The sequence below is a fragment of the Halomonas sp. C22 genome, assembly GCF_007655045.1.
Lineage (GTDB): Bacteria > Pseudomonadota > Gammaproteobacteria > Pseudomonadales > Halomonadaceae > Vreelandella > Vreelandella hamiltonii.
Genome location: NZ_VBVC01000001.1, coordinates 39,890 through 56,894, shown reverse-complemented (window position 1 = coordinate 56,894; position 17,005 = coordinate 39,890). Strand labels below are relative to the sequence as shown.

The window sequence follows — 17,005 nt, the reverse complement described above, 5'->3', positions numbered from 1 at the left end:
TCTAAAAGCAAGGGTCAGGCATGACTGCCTGACCCTTGCTTGCTCAAAGCCCGCCTTGATCAGCTAGCGGCATCCTGAACGGCACGACCACCTTCCTGAACATCCTGGCCTGCGCCTGCCACGGTATTACAGCCCGCCAGCGCACCGGCAGTGATCAGCAGGATAAAACTTGTCGCCAGTAATTTTTTCATCATGTTCTCCTTAACAAGTGATGTCGCCTTCGAGCCTCTCTTCGTCGAGAACGAAGCGGCTCCCGTCTTAGCGTAACAGATTTTCGGTATTTCGCCTGCTATGCTGCAGCCTTGAACCCACGCTTGCCATCAAGCCCCACCTGGAGACGTCACTTGGCCGACCTGATTCTCGACCCTCGCCTGGAAGCAGACACTTTCCCACTGGCCGACCTGCCCCTGTGTCGTGTGCTACTCATGAACGATGCCCGTTACCCTTGGGTGGTGCTGGTGCCCCGCGTCAACGATGTCAGCGAAGTCTTCGAGCTAAGCGACGCAGACCAGGCCCAGCTGTGGCGAGAAGCTTCGGCCCTGGGAGCGGCCATGAAAGAGACCTATCACGGCGACAAACTCAATATCGCCACCCTGGGCAATGTGGTGAGCCAACTGCACCTTCACGTAGTGATCCGCTACCGCGACGATGCCAGCTGGCCAGCCCCGGTATGGGGCAACGGCACGCCTGAGCCGTATGAGCTTCCCGACCAGGGCAAGCAGCGTGAACAGCTGCTCGCCCTGATCAATGGCTTGAGCGTCTAGGCTGCCTCAGCCGCCGGGCAGTACACTGCGACTCGGCGGCTCGCTCAGCAGCGGGCCGCTGGCAGGCTGCGCTGCTCCCGCCAACGACAAGGAGACGCCCAGCGCCACGATCAGCGCGCCCCCCGTGAGGGCGACCCATCCCGCGACTTTCTCCACCACTTGCTGGCTCTGCTGTCGTTCCAGCCGCCGTGTCGCCCAGCCCCGCGCCACGATACTGGCCATGGCCAGCGCCGACACGGTGATGCCGGTACCGAGCGACATGACCAGCACCGAGGCCACCCCCACATGGAACTGCCCCAGCAGGCTGGCAGCCCCCAGCATCAACACGGCCCCGGTACAGGGGCGCATGCCAATGGCCCCCACCGTCATCAACGCAGTACGCCACTCCAGCGCCTGCTGTGGCTCGATATGGTGGGCTCCGCCGCAGCAGTGGGCATGATCGTGGCTGTGGCTGTGGCTGTGGCTGTGGCTGTGGCTGTGGCTGTGGCTGTGCTCATGATGGTGGGGCTCGGCCACCGGCGCCTGCGCACGATGGGCGTGGCGCAGTTGCCTGATGGCACGCCAGCATAGCCAGACGCCCAGCAGCGCCACCAGCAGAAAGCTCGCCTGCTCCACCCAGACCACGCTCCCCATGGCCTGCCGAGTGACCCACCCCAGCCCGTGCACCAGCACCACGACCATGACGATGGCCGTCACACCCTGCAGCAAGGAAGCCGCAAACGACAGCCCCAGTGCACGCCGGGTCGCTCCCCCATGGGAAGCCAGGTAAGTGGCCAGCACCGCCTTGCCATGACCAGGCCCCGCAGCATGAAACACGCCATAGGCGAAGCTGACTCCCAGCAGCGTCATCCACGCACCCGTAGACGGCGTGCGGGAGAGTTCCGTGATGGCCAGCGTCAGGCTGCGATGCAAGTCGCGCTGCCAGCCCAACAGCTGGTAGCTGACGCCCTGCAGATTGCTTTGCACGACCCAGACCAACAGGATGGCACACAGAATACCGCCTGCTGTCCAGGCCAACTGTTGTCGTGTTACCGGCATCCTCCCTCCACGGCAAAAAAGTTATAAAGTAACAAATTGATATACGATAGCAGGCGTCTGCGTCAGCGGCAATCCACCCTGCCGGTCTCGGCAAAGTGGCGGCCCAGGCCCGGCTCACCCTCTTCGTCCACGTCCAGCAGGGCTGCCTGCAGCACCAGTTCGGGGTCTGGATCGGCCGCGATGATGCTCAGCTCGCAGGCGGGCTCGCCATTCAACACCAGCGCCCCCTTGCTGGGGCCATCGTTATCGGCCTCATGCACCACTTCGATGTAATAGGTAGGGTCAAAGACCTGGTACTCCAGCACGTTGCCTTGCAACGGCTGAGGGCTCTCCAGGGGCAGTATGAACATGAAGGTCAAACGGCCATCCCGCTCCATGGCGGTATACTCCGTCACCTCGCCAAAGGCCAAGCGCTGGCGGTTGATACGCAGCTCGGTAAAGTAGTGCTGGGGCACCAGATTGTCGCGGATATCGCTGCCCAGCTGGTCCAGGCCCTCTTCCAGCGACGCGCCGGGCACCTGCTGCAGCTCCTCGAACACCACCAGGCTGTAAAACGGATCCATGCGCCAGGTTTGATGCACGCCAGTGGCCTCACCCGCCTCGTTGGTGATCACGCGCATGCTGAGATCGATCCAGCCATGGGGGTGCGCCCATACGTTACCACTGGCCAGCCCAAGCCCCATGCCCAGGGCTACTCCTTTCATCCACCCCCAGCGTTTGGCTGTTTTCCACGTCACGGTAACTCTCCTAATCTGCTTTGCAACTCCACCAGCCACGGGTCCAGCACGTACGGGGGAATCGGCTGGCTGCCGCTGAGCGCAGATACCCGCACCAGCGTGCCGCCGCCCGCTTCGCTCACTTGAAGCTGCAACCGGTAGCCGGGCCAGCGGGCCAGCACCGCTTCCGCCCGCCCCAGGGACATATCGGCATGGCGCACCACATACCCCTGTTCGATCATCATCGCGACGGCCTCACGGAACGTCTGCTCGGTATCGGCACGGTAGTGCAGGTCGCGGCTTTCCAGCGGCTGCGTCGTTGCACATCCGGCCAGCCACAGCAGTGTGACCAGCGCGGCTCCCCACTTGATGAAACGGCTCATAAGCCCCCCTGCCCCTGGGCCTGTTGAAAGGCCGTTTGAAAGCGTCCGCAAAAGTCATCGTTACTGGCGCTGTAGGCCTCGCGCTGCTCACCGAAGTGATCGAAACGGCGAATGTCCCGAGACAGGCGTAGCTGCGCGTCACTGACCAGCACCGATACACGCTCCACTTCCGTGGGCGTTTGCCCGACGCCCGCACCAAAACGCCCGCCAACCCCCAGGCCGATGCTGGAGCCGCGTCCCACGCCCATCCCGCCAAACAGCCGGAAGCCGCTGCCGTAGGGGGAGTAATAATCATAACGCTCATAATATCCCACCAGCTCGCGCTCGCGGGAGGCGCTCACCAGGCCAAGCCGAGTGTCGGTGGCGTCCAGGCTAAAGCCCCACTCTTCCAGCACATCGACAGCACGAGTGACCGCCGCCAGGGAGTCGGCCGCCTGATGGACCGGGAATGCACAGGCCGCAGCAGGCCCAGGCTCGGCCTGGGGCAAGCGGTCTGGCACTGTCTGGCAGCCAGCCAAGGCCAGCAGGCAGGTCATGCTGATAGGGATAACCTTCATGTGAATTCCTCTTGCCCTCTGTGCGACTGGTGTGTGGTCCAGCAGCACGCTAAGCTCGCTGGCTAGACACGAAAAAGAACGACAATACGCTGAGACAACGTTTCAAGGAGGTTGTGCGATGAATGTACTGCTTTGCCCGGATAGTTTTAAAGATGCCTTGAGCGCCGAACAAGCGGCCCAGGCCATGGCACACGGCATTACACGGGCGGCACCCTCGGCCATCACGCACCTTTGCCCGCTGGCCGATGGCGGCGAGGGCAGTCTGGATGCCTTGATGGCAGCCACGCAGGCAGAGTGTCGCACGCTCACCGTTCAAGATGCCCTGGGCAGACCCCGCCAGGCCCGCTGGGGCTGGCTTGGCGAGCAGCGTACCGCGTTTATCGAGCTGGCAGAAGCCAGCGGCTTGCAGCACTTGAACAGCGACGAGCGCAACGCCCTGCACACCAGTACCCATGGCGTGGGCGAACTGTTCCTGGCGGCCCTGGACGCCGGCGCCACCCAGGCCCTGCTCCTGTTGGGCGGTAGCGCCACCAACGATGCGGGCGCCGGCATGCTTCAGGCGCTGGGGGCCAGGCTGCTCGACCAGCATGGCCAGCCGCTGCCTCCCGGCGGGGCTGCCCTGCAGCAGCTGGCCACGCTGGACCTCTCCACCCTGGACCCGAGGCTGGCCAGCCTGGACGTCACGGCCGCCGTGGACGTGGATAACCCGCTGCTCGGTGAGCGCGGTGCCAGCGCCGTGTTCGGGCCGCAAAAAGGGGCCAGCCCCGACGACGTGGCCACCCTCGACCACGCTTTGGGGCACTTTGCCACGCTCGCCGCAGAAGCCTTGGGTCGCGATGACCGAGACATGCCGGGCGCGGGTGCCGCGGGCGGCATGGGCTTTGCCGCCAGCAGCTTCTTGAACGCCAGACTCTCGCCGGGTATCGACATGATCATGCAGCAAGCCCAGGTGAGCAGCCTGCTGGCCAAGGCGGATCTGGTGATCACCGGCGAAGGCCGCCTGGATGGCCAGAGTCTCTCTGGAAAGACCCCGATTGGCGTGGCCCGCGCCGCCCAGCGCCTGGGTAAGCCGGTCATCGTGCTGGCGGGCAGCCTGGGGGAGGGCTGGCAGGCCTGCTTGAATGAAGGCGTGACCGCCGCCTTTGCCCTGGCCGATGGCCCCATGGGCCTGGAAGACGCCCTGCCGCGTACCGCTGAACTGCTCAGCGACCGCTGCGACAGCATAGCCCGGCTGTGGCTGGCCCATTGACGGCGGCGGCCCCCTTGAAAAATCGCCGGGTCGCCAACATCTCTTGATAAGTCGCGATGAGTCAGCCGTCGCCAGCTCACCGCCGGTCATGGCAGGCCGCTATGGTGGCGATGCAAAAAACCTGTTTTGCATCGGTCAACCAGGGCCTTAAGCTGGAAAAAACGAAACGATGGAGGAGCAGACAATGGAAGATACCAACAGCATTGGCCTACACGAAGGCAGCGCCAGCCAGCTTGCGGAAAAGCTGAATCATCTACTGGCCAACTACCAGATTTTCTACATGAACGTGCGGGGCTACCACTGGAACGTCAAGGGTAACGACTTTTTCGAGCTGCATGCCAAGTTCGAAGAGTTCTATACCGACCTGCTGACCAAAGTGGACGAAGTCGCCGAACGCATCCTGACTCTGGGGCACAAGCCTGTCCACGCCTACAGCGACTACATCGCCCTGTCGCGCATTCAGGAAGACAAGGACGTTCACGACGGCAAAACCTGCGTCAAAGGCGTGCTCAGCGGATATCAGACATTGATCGAGCTGCAACGCGAGCTGCTGTCGCTGGCCTCGGACGCCGACGACGAAGGTACCGCTTCTCAGGCGGGCGATTACATTCGCGAGCAGGAAAAGACCGTCTGGATGCTCAACGCCTACCTGGGCAAGTAGGCCTCTCGGCGGCGCACCGCCGAGACACCACCCACGGCACCCTTGCGGTGCCGTTTTTGTTGCCCGCCAATGTTGCTGGGCGGGCATGGCAGATCAGACCTGGCGACTGGCCGAGTCGGCGGTTTGCCTGGCCAGGGTTTCGATCAGATCACGCAGCATGGCCCAGAACTCCGCCACGGAAGCGATTTCGACGCGCTCGTCCGGTGAGTGAGCCCCGCGAATCAAGGGCCCGAACGAGATCATGTCCAGATGAGGGTACTTGCTGCCCAGAATCCCGCACTCCAGTCCGGCATGAATGACCTTCACCTCCGGAGCATGCCCCATCAGCGCCGCATGGCGAGTGTTGAAGGTGGCCAGCAGCGGGCTTTCCGGGTTGGGCGCCCAGCCTGGGTAACCATTTTCGACCTTTACGCGGGCACCCATCAGCCCGAACAGCGCCTGGAAGCGCCCGGCCATGGCCATCGCTGCGCTGTCGTGCAGCGAGCGCACCAGTGCACAGAGGTGAAAACGTCCCTGCTCAACGCTCAGCACGCCAAGATTGTTGGAGGTTTCGACCACTCCCGGCACATCGGCGCTCATCCGCTCGACCCCACAAGGAGCCGCATGCAAGGCGGCCAGCAGCATGGCGCTGGCGTCGCGGGTCAGCGGTTCGGCCTCGGCAGGGGCCACTTTCGTAGCCGTCAGCACCAGGCCAGGATCACCGCTTCCCAGCTCCGCCTTGAGCGTTCTGGCAAGGGTTTCCACCGTGGCCAGCGCGGCCTCGACATCGTCGGCGGGCAGCGCCACCTGGGCAAAGGCTTCACGGGGAATGGCATTGCGCAGGGTGCCGCCCTGATAGCTCACCAGCCGTGCATCGAAGGCTTCCAGCGCCCACAGCACGCGTACCAGCAGTCGGTTGGCGTTGCCCAGCGGCTTGTCGATATCCATGCCCGAATGACCGCCCTTGAGGCCGGTCAAGGAGAGCGAGATGACCTGCTCATCGGGCTGCAGCGCAGTACCAGGCAGTTGGGCATCTACCACCACGTCGGCACCGCCCGCGCAGCCGATGTAGACCTGGCCACGGTCTTCACTATCGAGGTTGAGCAGCAGTGAGCCCTCGAGCCACTGCTCGGCCAGATTGAGCGCCCCGCCCATGGAGGTCTCTTCCTCCAGGGTGAACAGCGCTTCCAGCGGCCCGTGGGTCAGTTCCGGGTCCTCCAGCACGGCCAGAATGGCAGCCACACCCATGCCGTTGTCGGCCCCCAGCGTGGTGCCTTCAGCGTGCAGCCACCCCTCCTTGACCACCGTGCGAATGGGGTCCCGCGTGAAATCGTGGGCCTGGCCAGCGTTGGCCTGCGCCACCATATCCAGATGCCCCTGCAGGATGATGCCCGGCGCTGCCTCACACCCCGGTGATGCGGGCTTACGGATACGCAGGTTGCCGAAGGCATCCCGGTCATGGGCAAGCCCCAGGCCATCGGCCCAGGCTTCCAGCTTGGCGACCAGCGCTGCCTCGTGGCCCGATGGCCGAGGGGTATTACACAGCGTGCGAAAATGCTGCCACACCAACGTGGGCGCGAGCGCTTCTAGATGTGCGTTCATGGAAACTCTTCGTCATCGATAACCGGGCTACTTTAACCGCTCCTGCCCATCCGAGAAAAGCATCGACGCGGTCATCAGCTGCTGTGTCACTCGGCGCAGTTGTTGCGTGGCTTCGCGCGTGGCATCGGCCAGCGGCTGATTCTGATAGGCCCAGGCTACCAGCTGCTGATGCGCTAGCCGGGCCTCTCCCAGCGGCACACGGCTGGCCTCCCGCCCCAGCGCCTGCAAGGCAGCCCGCGCCAGGGCGGGGTCGCGATGGGCATAGGCCACGTCGTGGATCGTTTGTCGCTCCACGGCACTCAGCGGCCGTTCAGGCAGCTCGGACAGCAGCAGCGCTACCACCGGCGCGGGCAAGTCGCGTAGCTCGAAGGCCAATAGCCCCTGCAAAGACGCCACAAAGCCTTGCTGCATACTCTGCAATACGGCCTGGCCGGTCTCGTTCAACGGCTTGGCGACCATGATGGCATACTCCCCCGTGGCGGCTTCCCGCGTCACGCCCAGGCGTACCGGCGTGAACCCAAGGGCCAGCCAGAATGACAGCAGCCCCGCCTCCGCACCGAAGGTGGCGCCATACAGCGCGACGCCCTGCTCTGCTGCGCTGGCCATATCGGCTGCCAACAGCCTGCGCCCCAGCCCTTCGCGGCGCCGTTCAGGGTGAGCTGCAATGCGCACCACCCTGCGCCAGCGGGCGGTCAACGCCTCGCGATGGCCCCCGTGAGCCGCCAGGGACTGGGCCAGCAAATGCCCCTGGGGCCGCCGTTGGCCCAGCGCCACCTGTTCGGCCAGCGCCGGGTCAAAGCCGCCCTCCTCCCGAGTGACCAGCACTGCCAGCGGCGCCGTATCGGTGGCCCCCGTGGCAGCAGCCGAGGCGTGCCCCTGGCTTGCCATCACCATGCGCAGCCGCGTACCGGGGCCATCCATCAGCTGGCGCAAGTCGCTGGGGGTGGTGCGATAGTGCGACTGCACCAACAGGCCAAACAGCTGCTCCAGCAGTGGTTCGTTGGCGGCCAGCTGTGCCTGGCTCACGCTGAGGGTCTGCGCGTCGATGAGGCCATGCGCGTGGGCCTCAGGCAGCGGCGCGTTCAGCAGCAGCGCCTGTTGAATGACGCTTTCCAAAGGGTCATTGGCTGCCCAGCGAATCGGGGTTTCCAGGGTCAGCTCCCGCCACTGAGGCGTCTGGCGCTCGAGCACCTCCCGAAAACGCAGCGCAAAGCCCCGGCCAGAGCCCTCGTAACCATGCACCGTCGTGGCAAAGGCCATACGCGGGAACGCGGCCAGCCAGCGGGCCAGCATGGCCGCTGGGAGTGCCGCGGCCTCATCCACCAGCAGCAGCGCCCCGTTGCCTCCCAACGTGCCCTGATCCAGCTGGGTATCGAGCACGTCTGGTGGCAAGAAGCACAGCGAGCTTCCCGTGGCAGGCAGCTGCACCTCGTGGCCGCGGCGCTGCGCCTCAGGGCACAGCGCCATGACACGCTCGAACAGGCTGTCCACCGCGCTGGCTCTGGGGGCGGTGACCAGCAGCCGCGGGTAGCTCCCCTGCTGCAGCAAGCGTGTGCAGGCAATGCCCAGCGCCGCGCTTTTCCCGCGCCCTCGGTCGGCCGTGATGACCAGCGGGCGGCGACGCTTGAGCTTGCTCAGGGCCGTGACCGCCCGGGCCTGATCGGGCGTCAGGCAGGCGGGGTCTTCCGGGCGGCGTGGCGAGGGCTGCCCGGCGGGCAGCCTGGAAAGCACCAGCGGGCCAGCCACCGGCCAGCGCACCACCTGAGGCGAAGCACTCAGTTGGCGTGCCAAACGTGCCAGGTAAAAGCTGCTCAGCGCGGTCCATTCCCAGGGGTGGTCGGCAAACCGTGCGTAGTTCGGGTCGGGGCGCTCACCCCATGGCTCGGGGGTTACCAGCAGCAGTATGCCGCCCGCCGTCAGCGTGCCGGCCAGCGCGCCCAGGGCATCCGGGTCCAGCCCGTCACGGCCGCTGACGTCCATGACGATCAGCTGATGCTCGGCCCCCAGTCGCGTGCGCGCTTTGGCTGCGGGCAGGCAAGGCGACACGGGGGCTTCCTGCGGGCCGCCCACCCACAATGGCGCTTGCCACGGCTGGGCGTGCCACAGCGTGAGCGCCAGTCGGCGAGCCTGCTCGGCAGGCCCGCTGAGCCACACGAGCCCCCGCCAACGGCGGCGTTGCCAGCGCCGCGCATGGCCCACCAGTAGTGATATGCGGCGGTCATCACTTGCTTCGCTCATCACGCTCCTCAAGGGTCGATTGCTTACAACTTTGGTACAACAAGGCACACATTTTCAACGCTTCAACGCGCCATCCAGACCTGTCCAACTGTTTAAATAATGAATTAACCAAATGTTTTTAAACGATTTTTAAATCAAACGATGTTTCATGGCGTGCGTTAACTTCCTGCAAACTCTGATATTGCGCCGCAGCGGGGGGAGTGTGCTAGCTTAGCGGTACAGCCTTGGCCGCTTTTACTTTACGTAAACGTCAGTCCTACTCGCTGTGCTTTCCTGCTTTCAGGTAATCAACACTAATAACGCCAACCGCCAAAGTACCAGGAAATTGATAATGAAAAAGACTACAAAATTTGCCTTGACCAGCCTTGCTGCTGGTGTCGCATTTGCCGCTCTCACCACGACTGCTCAAGCACAAGAGCAGTGGACCATGACCTCCACCTGGCCCGAAAACCTCGACCTGATCAAGCTCGATCAGCACTGGGCCGAGCTGGTCAACCAGCTGGCGGGAGACGAAGTACAGATCAACTTCCGCGCGGGCGGTACGCTGATGCCCGGCACGGAAGTGTTCGATGCCACCGAAACCGGCAGTATCGAAGCCGCCGGTGACTGGCCAGGCTATTGGGCAGGCTTGAACCCCGCGTTCTCGCCGCTGGCCACTACCACCAGCCTGTTCAACGCCGTTGACTACATCAACTGGATTCAGCAGTGGGGCGGCCGTGAACTGTACGAAGAGATTTACGGCCAGTACAACATGATGTACCTGCCCTATGCCGCGCTCAACAACGAGTCCGGCTTCATGGGCCGTACGCCCATCGAAAGCATTGCCGACCTGGAAGGCAAGCGTCTGCGTCTCTCTGGCCGTGACCAGGGCCGCGTACTGGAAGCCCTGGGTGGCTCTCAGGTAACCCTGGCCGGTGGCGAAGTCTATCAGGCCATCGAACGTGGCGTGATCGATGCCGGTGAGTTCTCCACCCCCGGCGTGGATTACAACGCAGGCTTTGCCGAAGTGGCCGACTACTGGGCCACGCCTGGCTGGCACCAGTCCGCCAGCGTCTTCGGTGTCATGATCAACCTCGACGCCTGGAACGCGCTGTCGGAAGAGACCCAGCAGAAGCTGCGTATCGCCGCCGACGCCACCATGGCCTGGTCGCTGGCCTGGTCCGAGCGTGAGTCCACCGATGCCACCCAAAGGTTCATCGATGCAGGCATCACCATCAACCAGTTCTCTGACGAAGACCTGGCCCGTATTCAGGAGATCACCAACGAGGTCATCGTGCGCGGCGCCTGTGAAAACAGCGACCACGCCAAGGTCTACCACTCCATGGTGACCTACCTGGAAGACTACGCCAAATGGCGTGACGTCTCGGCTCCTTTCAACATGAGCCGCACCATGGATAACCTGCCCTCACTGGAAGAGATCGAAGCCTGCCTGTAAGGCGTTTCTGCACCGCCCCGGGCTGCCCGGGGCGGTTTTGTGTGCTGACCGCGGAGATCTTCCATGAATGCGATTGCCAAGGCGATCGATGCAATCAATGAGCTGTTTGGGCGATTGATCGCGCCATTGATTGCCATCATTACCCTCATCGTCCTGTACGACATTGCGTCACGCTTTTTCTTCGGCCGCCCCAGCGACTGGGCGTTCGATGTTACCAAGATGCTGTTTGGTGCCCACTTCATGCTGATGGCTGCCTACGGCTTGCGCCACCACGCCCATGTCGAGGTCGACGTGTTGAAACGTTTGCTGTCACGCAAGCGTCAGGCCCTGATCGAAGTCGTGGCCTACGTGATTTTCTTCGTTCCCTTCATCTGGATGCTGCTGACCTACGGCTGGCGCTTCTTCGAACGCTCCTATACCCGGGGTGAAACCACCTACGGCATGGTGTCGATTCCCGTCTACCCGATCAAAGGCGTTATCGTGGTGGCGGCTGCCCTCATCCTGCTGCAGGCCATTGCCATCGTACTGCGGGCCATCATGCAGTTGCGCGAGGAGAAATCAGCATGAACCTGAGTCCTGAACTGCTGGCGCTGGTGATGTTTGGCGGGCTGCTGATCGGCCTGTTCATGGGTCATCCTCTGGCCTTCGTGCTCGGCGGCGTCGCCGTCATCGGCGCTTTTCTCGGCCCTGGCGAGCGGGTGCTGGGCACCCTGATCAACAACATCTTCGGCAACGCCATGGACAACTACGTGCTGGTTGCCATACCGCTGTTCGTCCTGATGGCACGGTTTCTCAACGATTCCGGGGTCACCGAAAAGATGTTCGATGCCATGCGCCTGCTGCTGGCCAACCTGCGGGGCGGGCTGGCACTGACCGTGGTCATCGTCTCTGTCCTGCTGGCCGCCACCACCGGTATCGTGGGCGCCTCCATTGCCGTCATGGGCATGATTGCGCTGGTACCGATGCTCAAGTATGGCTACAACAAGGAGCTGAGCACCGGGGTCATCATGGCCAGCGGCTGTCTGGGCATCCTGATTCCGCCCAGCATCATGCTGATCCTGATGGCCAGCTACTCGCCGGTATCGGTAGGCGCCCTGTTTGCAGGGGCGATGATTCCTGGCCTGATGCTGGGGGTGATGTACGCGCTCTACGTACTGCTGATCTGCTACTTCAAGCCCTCCTATGGCCCTCCGGTACCCAAGGAAGAGCGCGCGGAAGTCAGCACTCGGCAGCTGCTGATCATGCTGGGCAAGTACGTGGTGCCGCCCATGTCGCTGATCCTCGGGGTACTCGGCGCGCTTTTCACCGGCGTGGCCACCGCTACCGAGGCCTCGGCCATCGGCGTGTTCATTGCCTTTATCCTGTTTTTGATCTTTGGTGACCGCCGGGTCTCCACCTGCTTCAAGACGCTGCTGGAAGCAGGCAAGACCACGACCATGGTCATGCTGGTGCTGGTGGGCGCGACCGCCTTCACCGGGGTGTTCTCGCGGGGCGGCGGCATGCAGGTGATTCAGGACCTGCTGCTGGCCATGCCGGGCGGCACCACCGGCGCGCTGATCATGATGCTGTTTCTGGTGTTCATTCTGGGCATGTTCCTGGACTGGACGGGCATCGTCCTGCTCAGCTTCCCGATCATGCTGCCCATCGTTCAGCAAATGGGCGTCGATCCGCTGTGGTTCGTGGTGATGGTGGCCGTGGTGCTGCAAACCTCCTTCCTCACGCCACCGTTTGGCTATGCGCTCTTCTATCTGAAAGGGGTTTCACCGCCTGGGGTAGAGATCGTCGACCTTTACAAAGCGGTCGTTCCCTTCGTGGCGCTGATCCTGCTGGCGTGCGTATTGATGTCGTTCTTCCCGTGGCTGGTCACCGGCCTGCCCCGCATGCTGCTGGGCTAAGCTGACGCCCTCGCGTTGCCGCCTTGCCGTGCAAGGCGGCAAACTTCATGAAGATGACGCAACACCACGCCCCGTTGCCGGGGCGCTGGCCCTTACGATGGGCGTCACCGGCAATACTTTCCGTTCCCCCGCGACCTGCCCACTGGCGATTTGCGCCAGCAGCAGAGCCACCGCCTCGTCCACCATGGGCTCGACCGGCTGTTGAACCGTGGTGAGCCGATAGCTCGGCCAGGCCGCCATGGGGATATCGTCGAACCCCACCACCGCCACGTCCTCAGGCACCCGCAGCCCCAGCTCGCCGCTGAGCGTATCGATCACCGCAATGGCCATATGATCATTGGCAGCAAAGACTGCATCCGGGTAGGGCGCCGCCTCGAACAGCTTGCGAGTCGCCGCCTGGGCCGCCGCGAAGTCATAGTCGCCGCATGCCTCCCCCCAACAGCTGACACCCTGCGCCGCCAGCGCCGCCATGAAGCCATCACGCCGCTGGCTGCTGGTAGAAGAGTCGGCAAGCCCGGCCACCAGCGCGATGCGCCGATAACCGCCAGAGACCAGGAATTCACCCACCCAATAGCCTCCACGGTAGTTATCGCTGGCGACCTGGCTGCCCCCCTCGAAGGCCACCGTACGGTTGATCAGCACCACCGGAATGCCCCGGGAGACGCACTCGCTGGCCAGCGAAGAGGAAAGCGTCGCTGCCAGCATCAGAATGCCGTCTGCCTGGCTCTGCAGAATGTCCGCCATGACGCCCGCCGTCTGCTGCTCGTTGCTGCTCATGAACAGCAGCAGGTGATAGCCATGCTGCTGAAACCGCCGCGCGGCATACTCCAGCATCTGGGCGTAGAACGGGTTGTCCAGCTGGGTCATGACGACCGCGATGGTGCGCGACGAGCGCGTAATCAAGGAGCGGGCGATGGCATTGGGGCGGTAGCCCAACTGCTGGGCCGCCGCCAATACCTTTTCCCGGGTCTGGGGGGCAATGCTGGCGTGGGGAGAGAAGCAGCGACTGACCGCCGACTGCGACACCCCCGCCAGTTCTGCCACTTGCCGTGACGTCACGGGCCGTTTTTTCATGCTCATCCTCTGGTTGGTCGCAAGGCCTCGGCACCCGCCGCGCTAGGCGTGTTGACGCTGGTGGGCCATCAGCGCCATCAGGCGGCGGTCACGCCAGGCCTGGCGTTCGGCCAGCTGTGCTTCCGACAATATCTCGCGACGCTCCTGCGCCAGGCGTTCGAGTGTTTCGGGCTCCCAGGGGTTGGCCGCGCTGCGCTGGGTATCCACGTCACGGTAGAGCGGGCCATAGCGCCCGGCGTAGTCCACGACACCGGCTGGGGCGTTCAGGTCGATGGTCTCGAAAGGCCCCATGAACGACCAGCGCAGGCCCAGCCCGTGTTTGACCGTCTTATCCAGGTCCTCGGCGGACACATAACCATCGCGGAAGAGGCGCAGCGCTTCGTTGAGCAAAGCGCCCTGCAGCCGATTGAGAATGAACCCCTGCACCTCACGCTTGACCAGAATGGGCGCCTGCCCCACTTCCTGCATCAGCACCAGGGTACGTTCGACCACCGCGGCATGGGTCTGCTCCGAGGGTGCGACTTCCACCAGCGGCACCAGATACGGTGGGTTGACGGGGTGCGCCACCAGACAGCGCTGCGGATGCTGCAAGTGGCCTGCAAACTGCGACGCCACGATACCTGACGTGGAGCTGGCCAGGATCGTGTCAGGCGTCACGACGCTTTCCAGCTGGCTGTACAGCGCTTGCTTCAGGGCCACGTTCTCCGGCCCGCACTCCTGCACGTACTCGACGTCCGCCACGGCGCTGGCAAGGTCAGCGCAGTAGTGGATACGCGCCGCGATGACCTCCGGCTGGTCGATCAATCCGGCGTCCTGCAGGTCGAACAGCGACGCCATCACGAGCCCCTTGGCCAGCGTCAGCTGCTGCTCGTCCACGTCATGAAGCCTTACCGTGACGCCCGCTCGGGCAAAGACGATCGCCCACCCACGCCCAATCAATCCCGCGCCAATGACGGCTACCTGTGTACTCATGGCCACTCACCTCATGTGATTTTATTGTTCTTGCCCTGCTGAATCCATGGCGCGACCCGCCCTGGCAGGCGCAATTCAAATAAGGCCTGCAAGACCAGCATCCGGTTCAACATAGCATGCTCCAAAAGTGTTTGCATTCGTATGCAACAGGCCCTAGCCTTATTCTGCTCCATCATGCTGACCCTACCCAGCTGACTCTACCCAATAACAATCCTTTCAGGAGAGCGTCATGATTCGCCACCTCAAAGCCGGTGCCTCCCTCGAAACCCGCGCCGAAGCGGACCGCCAGGTACGCGAAACCGTCGAGCGTACGCTGGCCGACATCCAGGCCCGAGGCGATGCCGCCATTCGCGAGCTGTCGGAAAAGTTCGATGGCTGGTCACCGGAAAACTTCCGTTTGAGCGAAGCCGAGATTGCTCAGGCCATGAGCGAAGTGTCCGAGCGTGATCTGGACGACATCCGCTTTGCCCAAGCCCAGATACGTCGCTTTGCCGAGGCGCAGCTGGCCTCCATGCAGCCGGTCGAGATCGAAACCCGCCCCGGCGTCATCCTTGGCCACAAACATCTGCCGATGAACGCAGTGGGCTGCTATATCCCCGGGGGTTCCTACCCTATGGTGGCGTCTGCCCACATGAGCGTCCTGACGGCCAAGGTCGCCGGGGTGAAACGCGTCATCGCGGCGGCGCCGCCCTACAAGGGCAAGCCCCACCCCGCCATCGTGGCAGCCATGCACCTGGCAGGCGCGGATGAGATTCTGGTACTCGGCGGCGTTCAGGCCGTGGGCGCCATGGCCATCGGCAGCGACTCCATCGCGCCAGTGGACATGCTGGTGGGCCCTGGCAATGCGTTCGTCGCCGAGGCCAAGCGCCAGCTATATGGCCGTGTCGGCATCGACCTGTTCGCGGGCCCCACCGAGACGCTGGTGATTGCCGACGAGAGCGTGGACGGCTTGCTGTGCGCCACCGACCTGCTGGGGCAGGCAGAGCATGGCCCGACCTCCCCCGCCGCCCTGCTGACCAATTCCGAAGCGCTGGCCCGGGACACCCTGGCGGCCATCGAGGAACTGCTGCAGAAACTGCCCACCGCCGATATCGCGCGCCAGGCCTGGGAGAGTCATGGAGAAATCATCGTCTGTGACACCCACGAGGAAATGCTGCAAGTCGCCAACGAGATGGCTTACGAGCACGTTCAGGTCATGACCGAAGACCCGGATTTCTACCTGGAGAATATGACCAACTACGGCGCGCTGTTCCTTGGCCCGCGCACCAACGTCGCCTATGGGGACAAGGTGATTGGCACCAACCACACGCTGCCCACCAAAAAGGCAGCGCGCTACACGGGCGGCCTGTGGGTGGGCAAGTTCCTCAAGACCTGCACCTATCAGCGGGTATTGACCGATGAAGCCTCGGCTGAGATCGGCAGCTACTGCTCACGACTCTGCATGCTGGAAGGCTTTGCAGGCCACGCCGAACAGGCCAACGAGCGCGTGCGCCGCTATGGCAAACAGGAGGTGCCCTACGCCTCGGCGGTGGACGCATGAACCTTCCCCAGGCCCCCGGCTTCAGGCTGGACGGCATGCAGGCGCTGGTCACCGGCGCCAGCCAGGGCATCGGGTTTGCCTGCGCCTGCGCGCTGGCCAACGCGGGCGCCAGCGTCACGCTGGTGGCCCGCAACCCGGCCACGCTTGACGAGGCCGTGGCCAGCCTGCAAGCCGCTGGCTGGCAGGCGGAAGGTATCGCGCTGGACATCAACGACCACGCGGCCCTGCAACGGGCCATTGCCGGCAGGCACTTCGATATCCTGGTGAACAACGCGGGCACCAATCGACCCAAGCCCCTGCAGGAGGTCAGCCAGGAGGACTATGCGGCAGTCATGGACCTCAACGTCAAGGCCACCTATTTCCTCACCCAGGCCGTCGTGGCGCACATGCCCGCAGGCGGCAGCGTCATCCATGTCTCATCACAAATGGGCCACGTGGGCGCCGCCAACCGCACCTTGTACTGCGCTTCCAAGGCTGCGGTAGAAGGCATGACCAAGGCCATGGCGGTAGAGCTGGGCCCTCGGGGCATCCGGGTGAATACGCTCTGCCCCACCTTCGTGGAAACGCCCATGACGCGCCCGTTCCTGGCCGAGCCCGGCTTCAAGGAGCAGGTCATTGGCAAGATCCCGCTGGGCCGTCTGGGCCAGCTGGAGGACCTGATGGGACCCGTGGTGTTTCTGGCATCGCCTGCCGCTGCGCTGGTCACGGGCAGCGCGCTGATGGTGGATGGCGGCTGGACCGCCCACTGAAGGAGCCCCACGGCTACACGCCTCGACCCTGCCCCACGGGCAGGGTTTTTTAATGGGCGGCCGATGAGCTGCACCCCATCGGCGCAGGTGATACTATTTGCAACCGCTATTTTTTCGCATTGACGAGCCACGCAGCCTCTCGTCCAAGGAGAT

The 17,005-nt window shown here is 63.7% G+C and carries 17 protein-coding genes; 8 read left to right on the top strand and 9 right to left on the bottom strand.

Annotation, left to right across the window (positions count from 1 at the left end):
* Positions 1–59 precede the first annotated feature (59 nt).
* Positions 60–191, bottom strand: a complete 132-nt coding sequence (locus FEU76_RS00305; RefSeq protein ID WP_039182850.1) for an entericidin A/B family lipoprotein — start codon at positions 189–191, stop codon at positions 60–62.
* A 153-nt stretch (positions 192–344) separates the two neighbouring features.
* Between FEU76_RS00305 and FEU76_RS00300 the strand changes: the two genes are divergently transcribed.
* Positions 345–764: an HIT domain-containing protein gene (locus FEU76_RS00300; RefSeq protein ID WP_144979472.1), complete on the top strand. Its 420-nt coding sequence runs from the start codon at positions 345–347 to the stop codon at positions 762–764.
* Positions 765–770: 6 nt separating this feature from the next.
* Here FEU76_RS00300 and FEU76_RS00295 read toward each other — a convergent pair whose 3' ends face one another.
* The 4 genes from FEU76_RS00295 to FEU76_RS00280 all read right to left on the bottom strand — a co-directional run bounded on the left by FEU76_RS00295 (position 771) and on the right by FEU76_RS00280 (position 3,458).
* Positions 771–1,802 carry a nickel/cobalt transporter gene (locus tag FEU76_RS00295; RefSeq protein WP_144979470.1) on the bottom strand — a complete coding sequence of 344 codons (1,032 nt, stop codon included), beginning with the start codon at positions 1,800–1,802 and terminating at the stop codon, positions 771–773.
* Between the two features lie 62 nt (positions 1,803–1,864).
* Positions 1,865–2,506: a DUF1007 family protein gene (locus tag FEU76_RS00290; RefSeq protein WP_144980255.1), complete on the bottom strand. Its 642-nt coding sequence runs from the start codon at positions 2,504–2,506 to the stop codon at positions 1,865–1,867.
* 29 nt (positions 2,507–2,535) lie between these two features.
* Positions 2,536–2,901: a hypothetical protein gene (locus FEU76_RS00285; RefSeq protein ID WP_144979468.1), complete on the bottom strand. Its 366-nt coding sequence runs from the start codon at positions 2,899–2,901 to the stop codon at positions 2,536–2,538.
* Positions 2,898–3,458: a hypothetical protein gene (locus FEU76_RS00280; RefSeq protein ID WP_144979466.1), complete on the bottom strand. Its 561-nt coding sequence runs from the start codon at positions 3,456–3,458 to the stop codon at positions 2,898–2,900. Before FEU76_RS00280 ends, FEU76_RS00285 begins: the two co-directional genes overlap by 4 nt.
* A 118-nt stretch (positions 3,459–3,576) precedes the next feature.
* Between FEU76_RS00280 and FEU76_RS00275 the strand changes: the two genes are divergently transcribed.
* Positions 3,577–4,707 (top strand): glycerate kinase family protein, encoded by a 1,131-nt coding sequence (locus FEU76_RS00275; protein ID WP_144979464.1) that lies wholly within the window; start codon positions 3,577–3,579, stop codon positions 4,705–4,707.
* Positions 4,708–4,891: 184 nt separating this feature from the next.
* Positions 4,892–5,368, top strand: a complete 477-nt coding sequence (locus tag FEU76_RS00270; RefSeq protein WP_096921498.1) for a Dps family protein — start codon at positions 4,892–4,894, stop codon at positions 5,366–5,368.
* Between the two features lie 93 nt (positions 5,369–5,461).
* Here FEU76_RS00270 and FEU76_RS00265 read toward each other — a convergent pair whose 3' ends face one another.
* Both FEU76_RS00265 and FEU76_RS00260 read right to left on the bottom strand, forming a co-directional pair.
* The gene (locus tag FEU76_RS00265; RefSeq protein ID WP_144979462.1) at positions 5,462–6,949 is read right to left on the bottom strand and encodes an aminoacyl-histidine dipeptidase; all 1,488 of its coding nucleotides are present in this window, start codon (positions 6,947–6,949) and stop codon (positions 5,462–5,464) included.
* Between the two features lie 27 nt (positions 6,950–6,976).
* On the bottom strand, positions 6,977–9,187 hold the full coding sequence (locus FEU76_RS00260) for a GNAT family N-acetyltransferase (RefSeq protein WP_144979460.1): 2,211 nt from the start codon (positions 9,185–9,187) through the stop codon (positions 6,977–6,979).
* Positions 9,188–9,518: 331 nt separating this feature from the next.
* Here FEU76_RS00260 and dctP point away from each other — a divergent pair, with 331 nt between their 5' ends.
* The 3 genes from dctP (at position 9,519) to FEU76_RS00245 (ending at position 12,517) form a co-directional block, all read left to right on the top strand.
* The gene (gene dctP, locus FEU76_RS00255; RefSeq protein WP_096921501.1) at positions 9,519–10,622 is read left to right on the top strand and encodes a TRAP transporter substrate-binding protein DctP; all 1,104 of its coding nucleotides are present in this window, start codon (positions 9,519–9,521) and stop codon (positions 10,620–10,622) included.
* Positions 10,623–10,685: 63 nt separating this feature from the next.
* The gene (locus tag FEU76_RS00250; protein ID WP_039182820.1) at positions 10,686–11,189 is read left to right on the top strand and encodes a TRAP transporter small permease subunit; all 504 of its coding nucleotides are present in this window, start codon (positions 10,686–10,688) and stop codon (positions 11,187–11,189) included.
* Positions 11,186–12,517, top strand: a complete 1,332-nt coding sequence (locus tag FEU76_RS00245) for a TRAP transporter large permease (RefSeq protein WP_144979458.1) — start codon at positions 11,186–11,188, stop codon at positions 12,515–12,517. The genes FEU76_RS00250 and FEU76_RS00245 overlap by 4 nt, the downstream gene beginning before the upstream one ends.
* Before the next feature lie 45 nt (positions 12,518–12,562).
* Here the strand turns inward: FEU76_RS00245 and FEU76_RS00240 are convergent, their stop codons facing one another.
* Together FEU76_RS00240 and FEU76_RS00235 are read right to left on the bottom strand one after the other, a co-directional pair.
* Positions 12,563–13,591: a LacI family DNA-binding transcriptional regulator gene (locus FEU76_RS00240; protein ID WP_144979456.1), complete on the bottom strand. Its 1,029-nt coding sequence runs from the start codon at positions 13,589–13,591 to the stop codon at positions 12,563–12,565.
* A gap of 42 nt (positions 13,592–13,633) precedes the next feature.
* A complete protein-coding gene (locus FEU76_RS00235) occupies positions 13,634–14,563 on the bottom strand; it encodes a 3-hydroxyacyl-CoA dehydrogenase (protein ID WP_039182813.1) in 930 nt (309 codons plus the stop codon).
* A 229-nt stretch (positions 14,564–14,792) separates the two neighbouring features.
* Between FEU76_RS00235 and hisD the strand changes: the two genes are divergently transcribed.
* Together hisD and FEU76_RS00225 are read left to right on the top strand one after the other, a co-directional pair.
* Positions 14,793–16,103 (top strand): histidinol dehydrogenase, encoded by a 1,311-nt coding sequence (hisD, locus tag FEU76_RS00230; RefSeq protein ID WP_039182810.1) that lies wholly within the window; start codon positions 14,793–14,795, stop codon positions 16,101–16,103.
* Positions 16,100–16,852 carry an SDR family NAD(P)-dependent oxidoreductase gene (locus FEU76_RS00225; protein ID WP_039182808.1) on the top strand — a complete coding sequence of 251 codons (753 nt, stop codon included), beginning with the start codon at positions 16,100–16,102 and terminating at the stop codon, positions 16,850–16,852. Before hisD ends, FEU76_RS00225 begins: the two co-directional genes overlap by 4 nt.
* Positions 16,853–17,005 lie beyond the last annotated feature (153 nt).

Bases quoted from the DNA above. Each gene is read 5' to 3' on its own strand.
- FEU76_RS00265 (WP_144979462.1), bottom strand. From the start codon at position 6,949: ATGAACGCACATCTAGAAGCGCTCGCGCCCACGTTGGTGTGGCAGCAT.
- FEU76_RS00305 (WP_039182850.1), bottom strand. From the start codon at position 191: ATGAAAAAATTACTGGCGACAAGTTTTATCCTGCTGATCACTGCCGGT.
- FEU76_RS00275 (WP_144979464.1), top strand. From the start codon at position 3,577: ATGAATGTACTGCTTTGCCCGGATAGTTTTAAAGATGCCTTGAGCGCC.
- hisD (WP_039182810.1), top strand. From the start codon at position 14,793: ATGATTCGCCACCTCAAAGCCGGTGCCTCCCTCGAAACCCGCGCCGAA.
- FEU76_RS00235 (WP_039182813.1), bottom strand. From the start codon at position 14,563: ATGAGTACACAGGTAGCCGTCATTGGCGCGGGATTGATTGGGCGTGGG.
- FEU76_RS00245 (WP_144979458.1), top strand. From the start codon at position 11,186: ATGAACCTGAGTCCTGAACTGCTGGCGCTGGTGATGTTTGGCGGGCTG.
- FEU76_RS00260 (WP_144979460.1), bottom strand. From the start codon at position 9,187: ATGAGCGAAGCAAGTGATGACCGCCGCATATCACTACTGGTGGGCCAT.
- FEU76_RS00285 (WP_144979468.1), bottom strand. From the start codon at position 2,901: ATGAGCCGTTTCATCAAGTGGGGAGCCGCGCTGGTCACACTGCTGTGG.
- FEU76_RS00290 (WP_144980255.1), bottom strand. From the start codon at position 2,506: ATGAAAGGAGTAGCCCTGGGCATGGGGCTTGGGCTGGCCAGTGGTAAC.
- FEU76_RS00250 (WP_039182820.1), top strand. From the start codon at position 10,686: ATGAATGCGATTGCCAAGGCGATCGATGCAATCAATGAGCTGTTTGGG.
- FEU76_RS00240 (WP_144979456.1), bottom strand. From the start codon at position 13,591: ATGAAAAAACGGCCCGTGACGTCACGGCAAGTGGCAGAACTGGCGGGG.
- FEU76_RS00280 (WP_144979466.1), bottom strand. From the start codon at position 3,458: ATGAAGGTTATCCCTATCAGCATGACCTGCCTGCTGGCCTTGGCTGGC.
- dctP (WP_096921501.1), top strand. From the start codon at position 9,519: ATGAAAAAGACTACAAAATTTGCCTTGACCAGCCTTGCTGCTGGTGTC.
- FEU76_RS00225 (WP_039182808.1), top strand. From the start codon at position 16,100: ATGAACCTTCCCCAGGCCCCCGGCTTCAGGCTGGACGGCATGCAGGCG.
- FEU76_RS00295 (WP_144979470.1), bottom strand. From the start codon at position 1,802: ATGCCGGTAACACGACAACAGTTGGCCTGGACAGCAGGCGGTATTCTG.
- FEU76_RS00270 (WP_096921498.1), top strand. From the start codon at position 4,892: ATGGAAGATACCAACAGCATTGGCCTACACGAAGGCAGCGCCAGCCAG.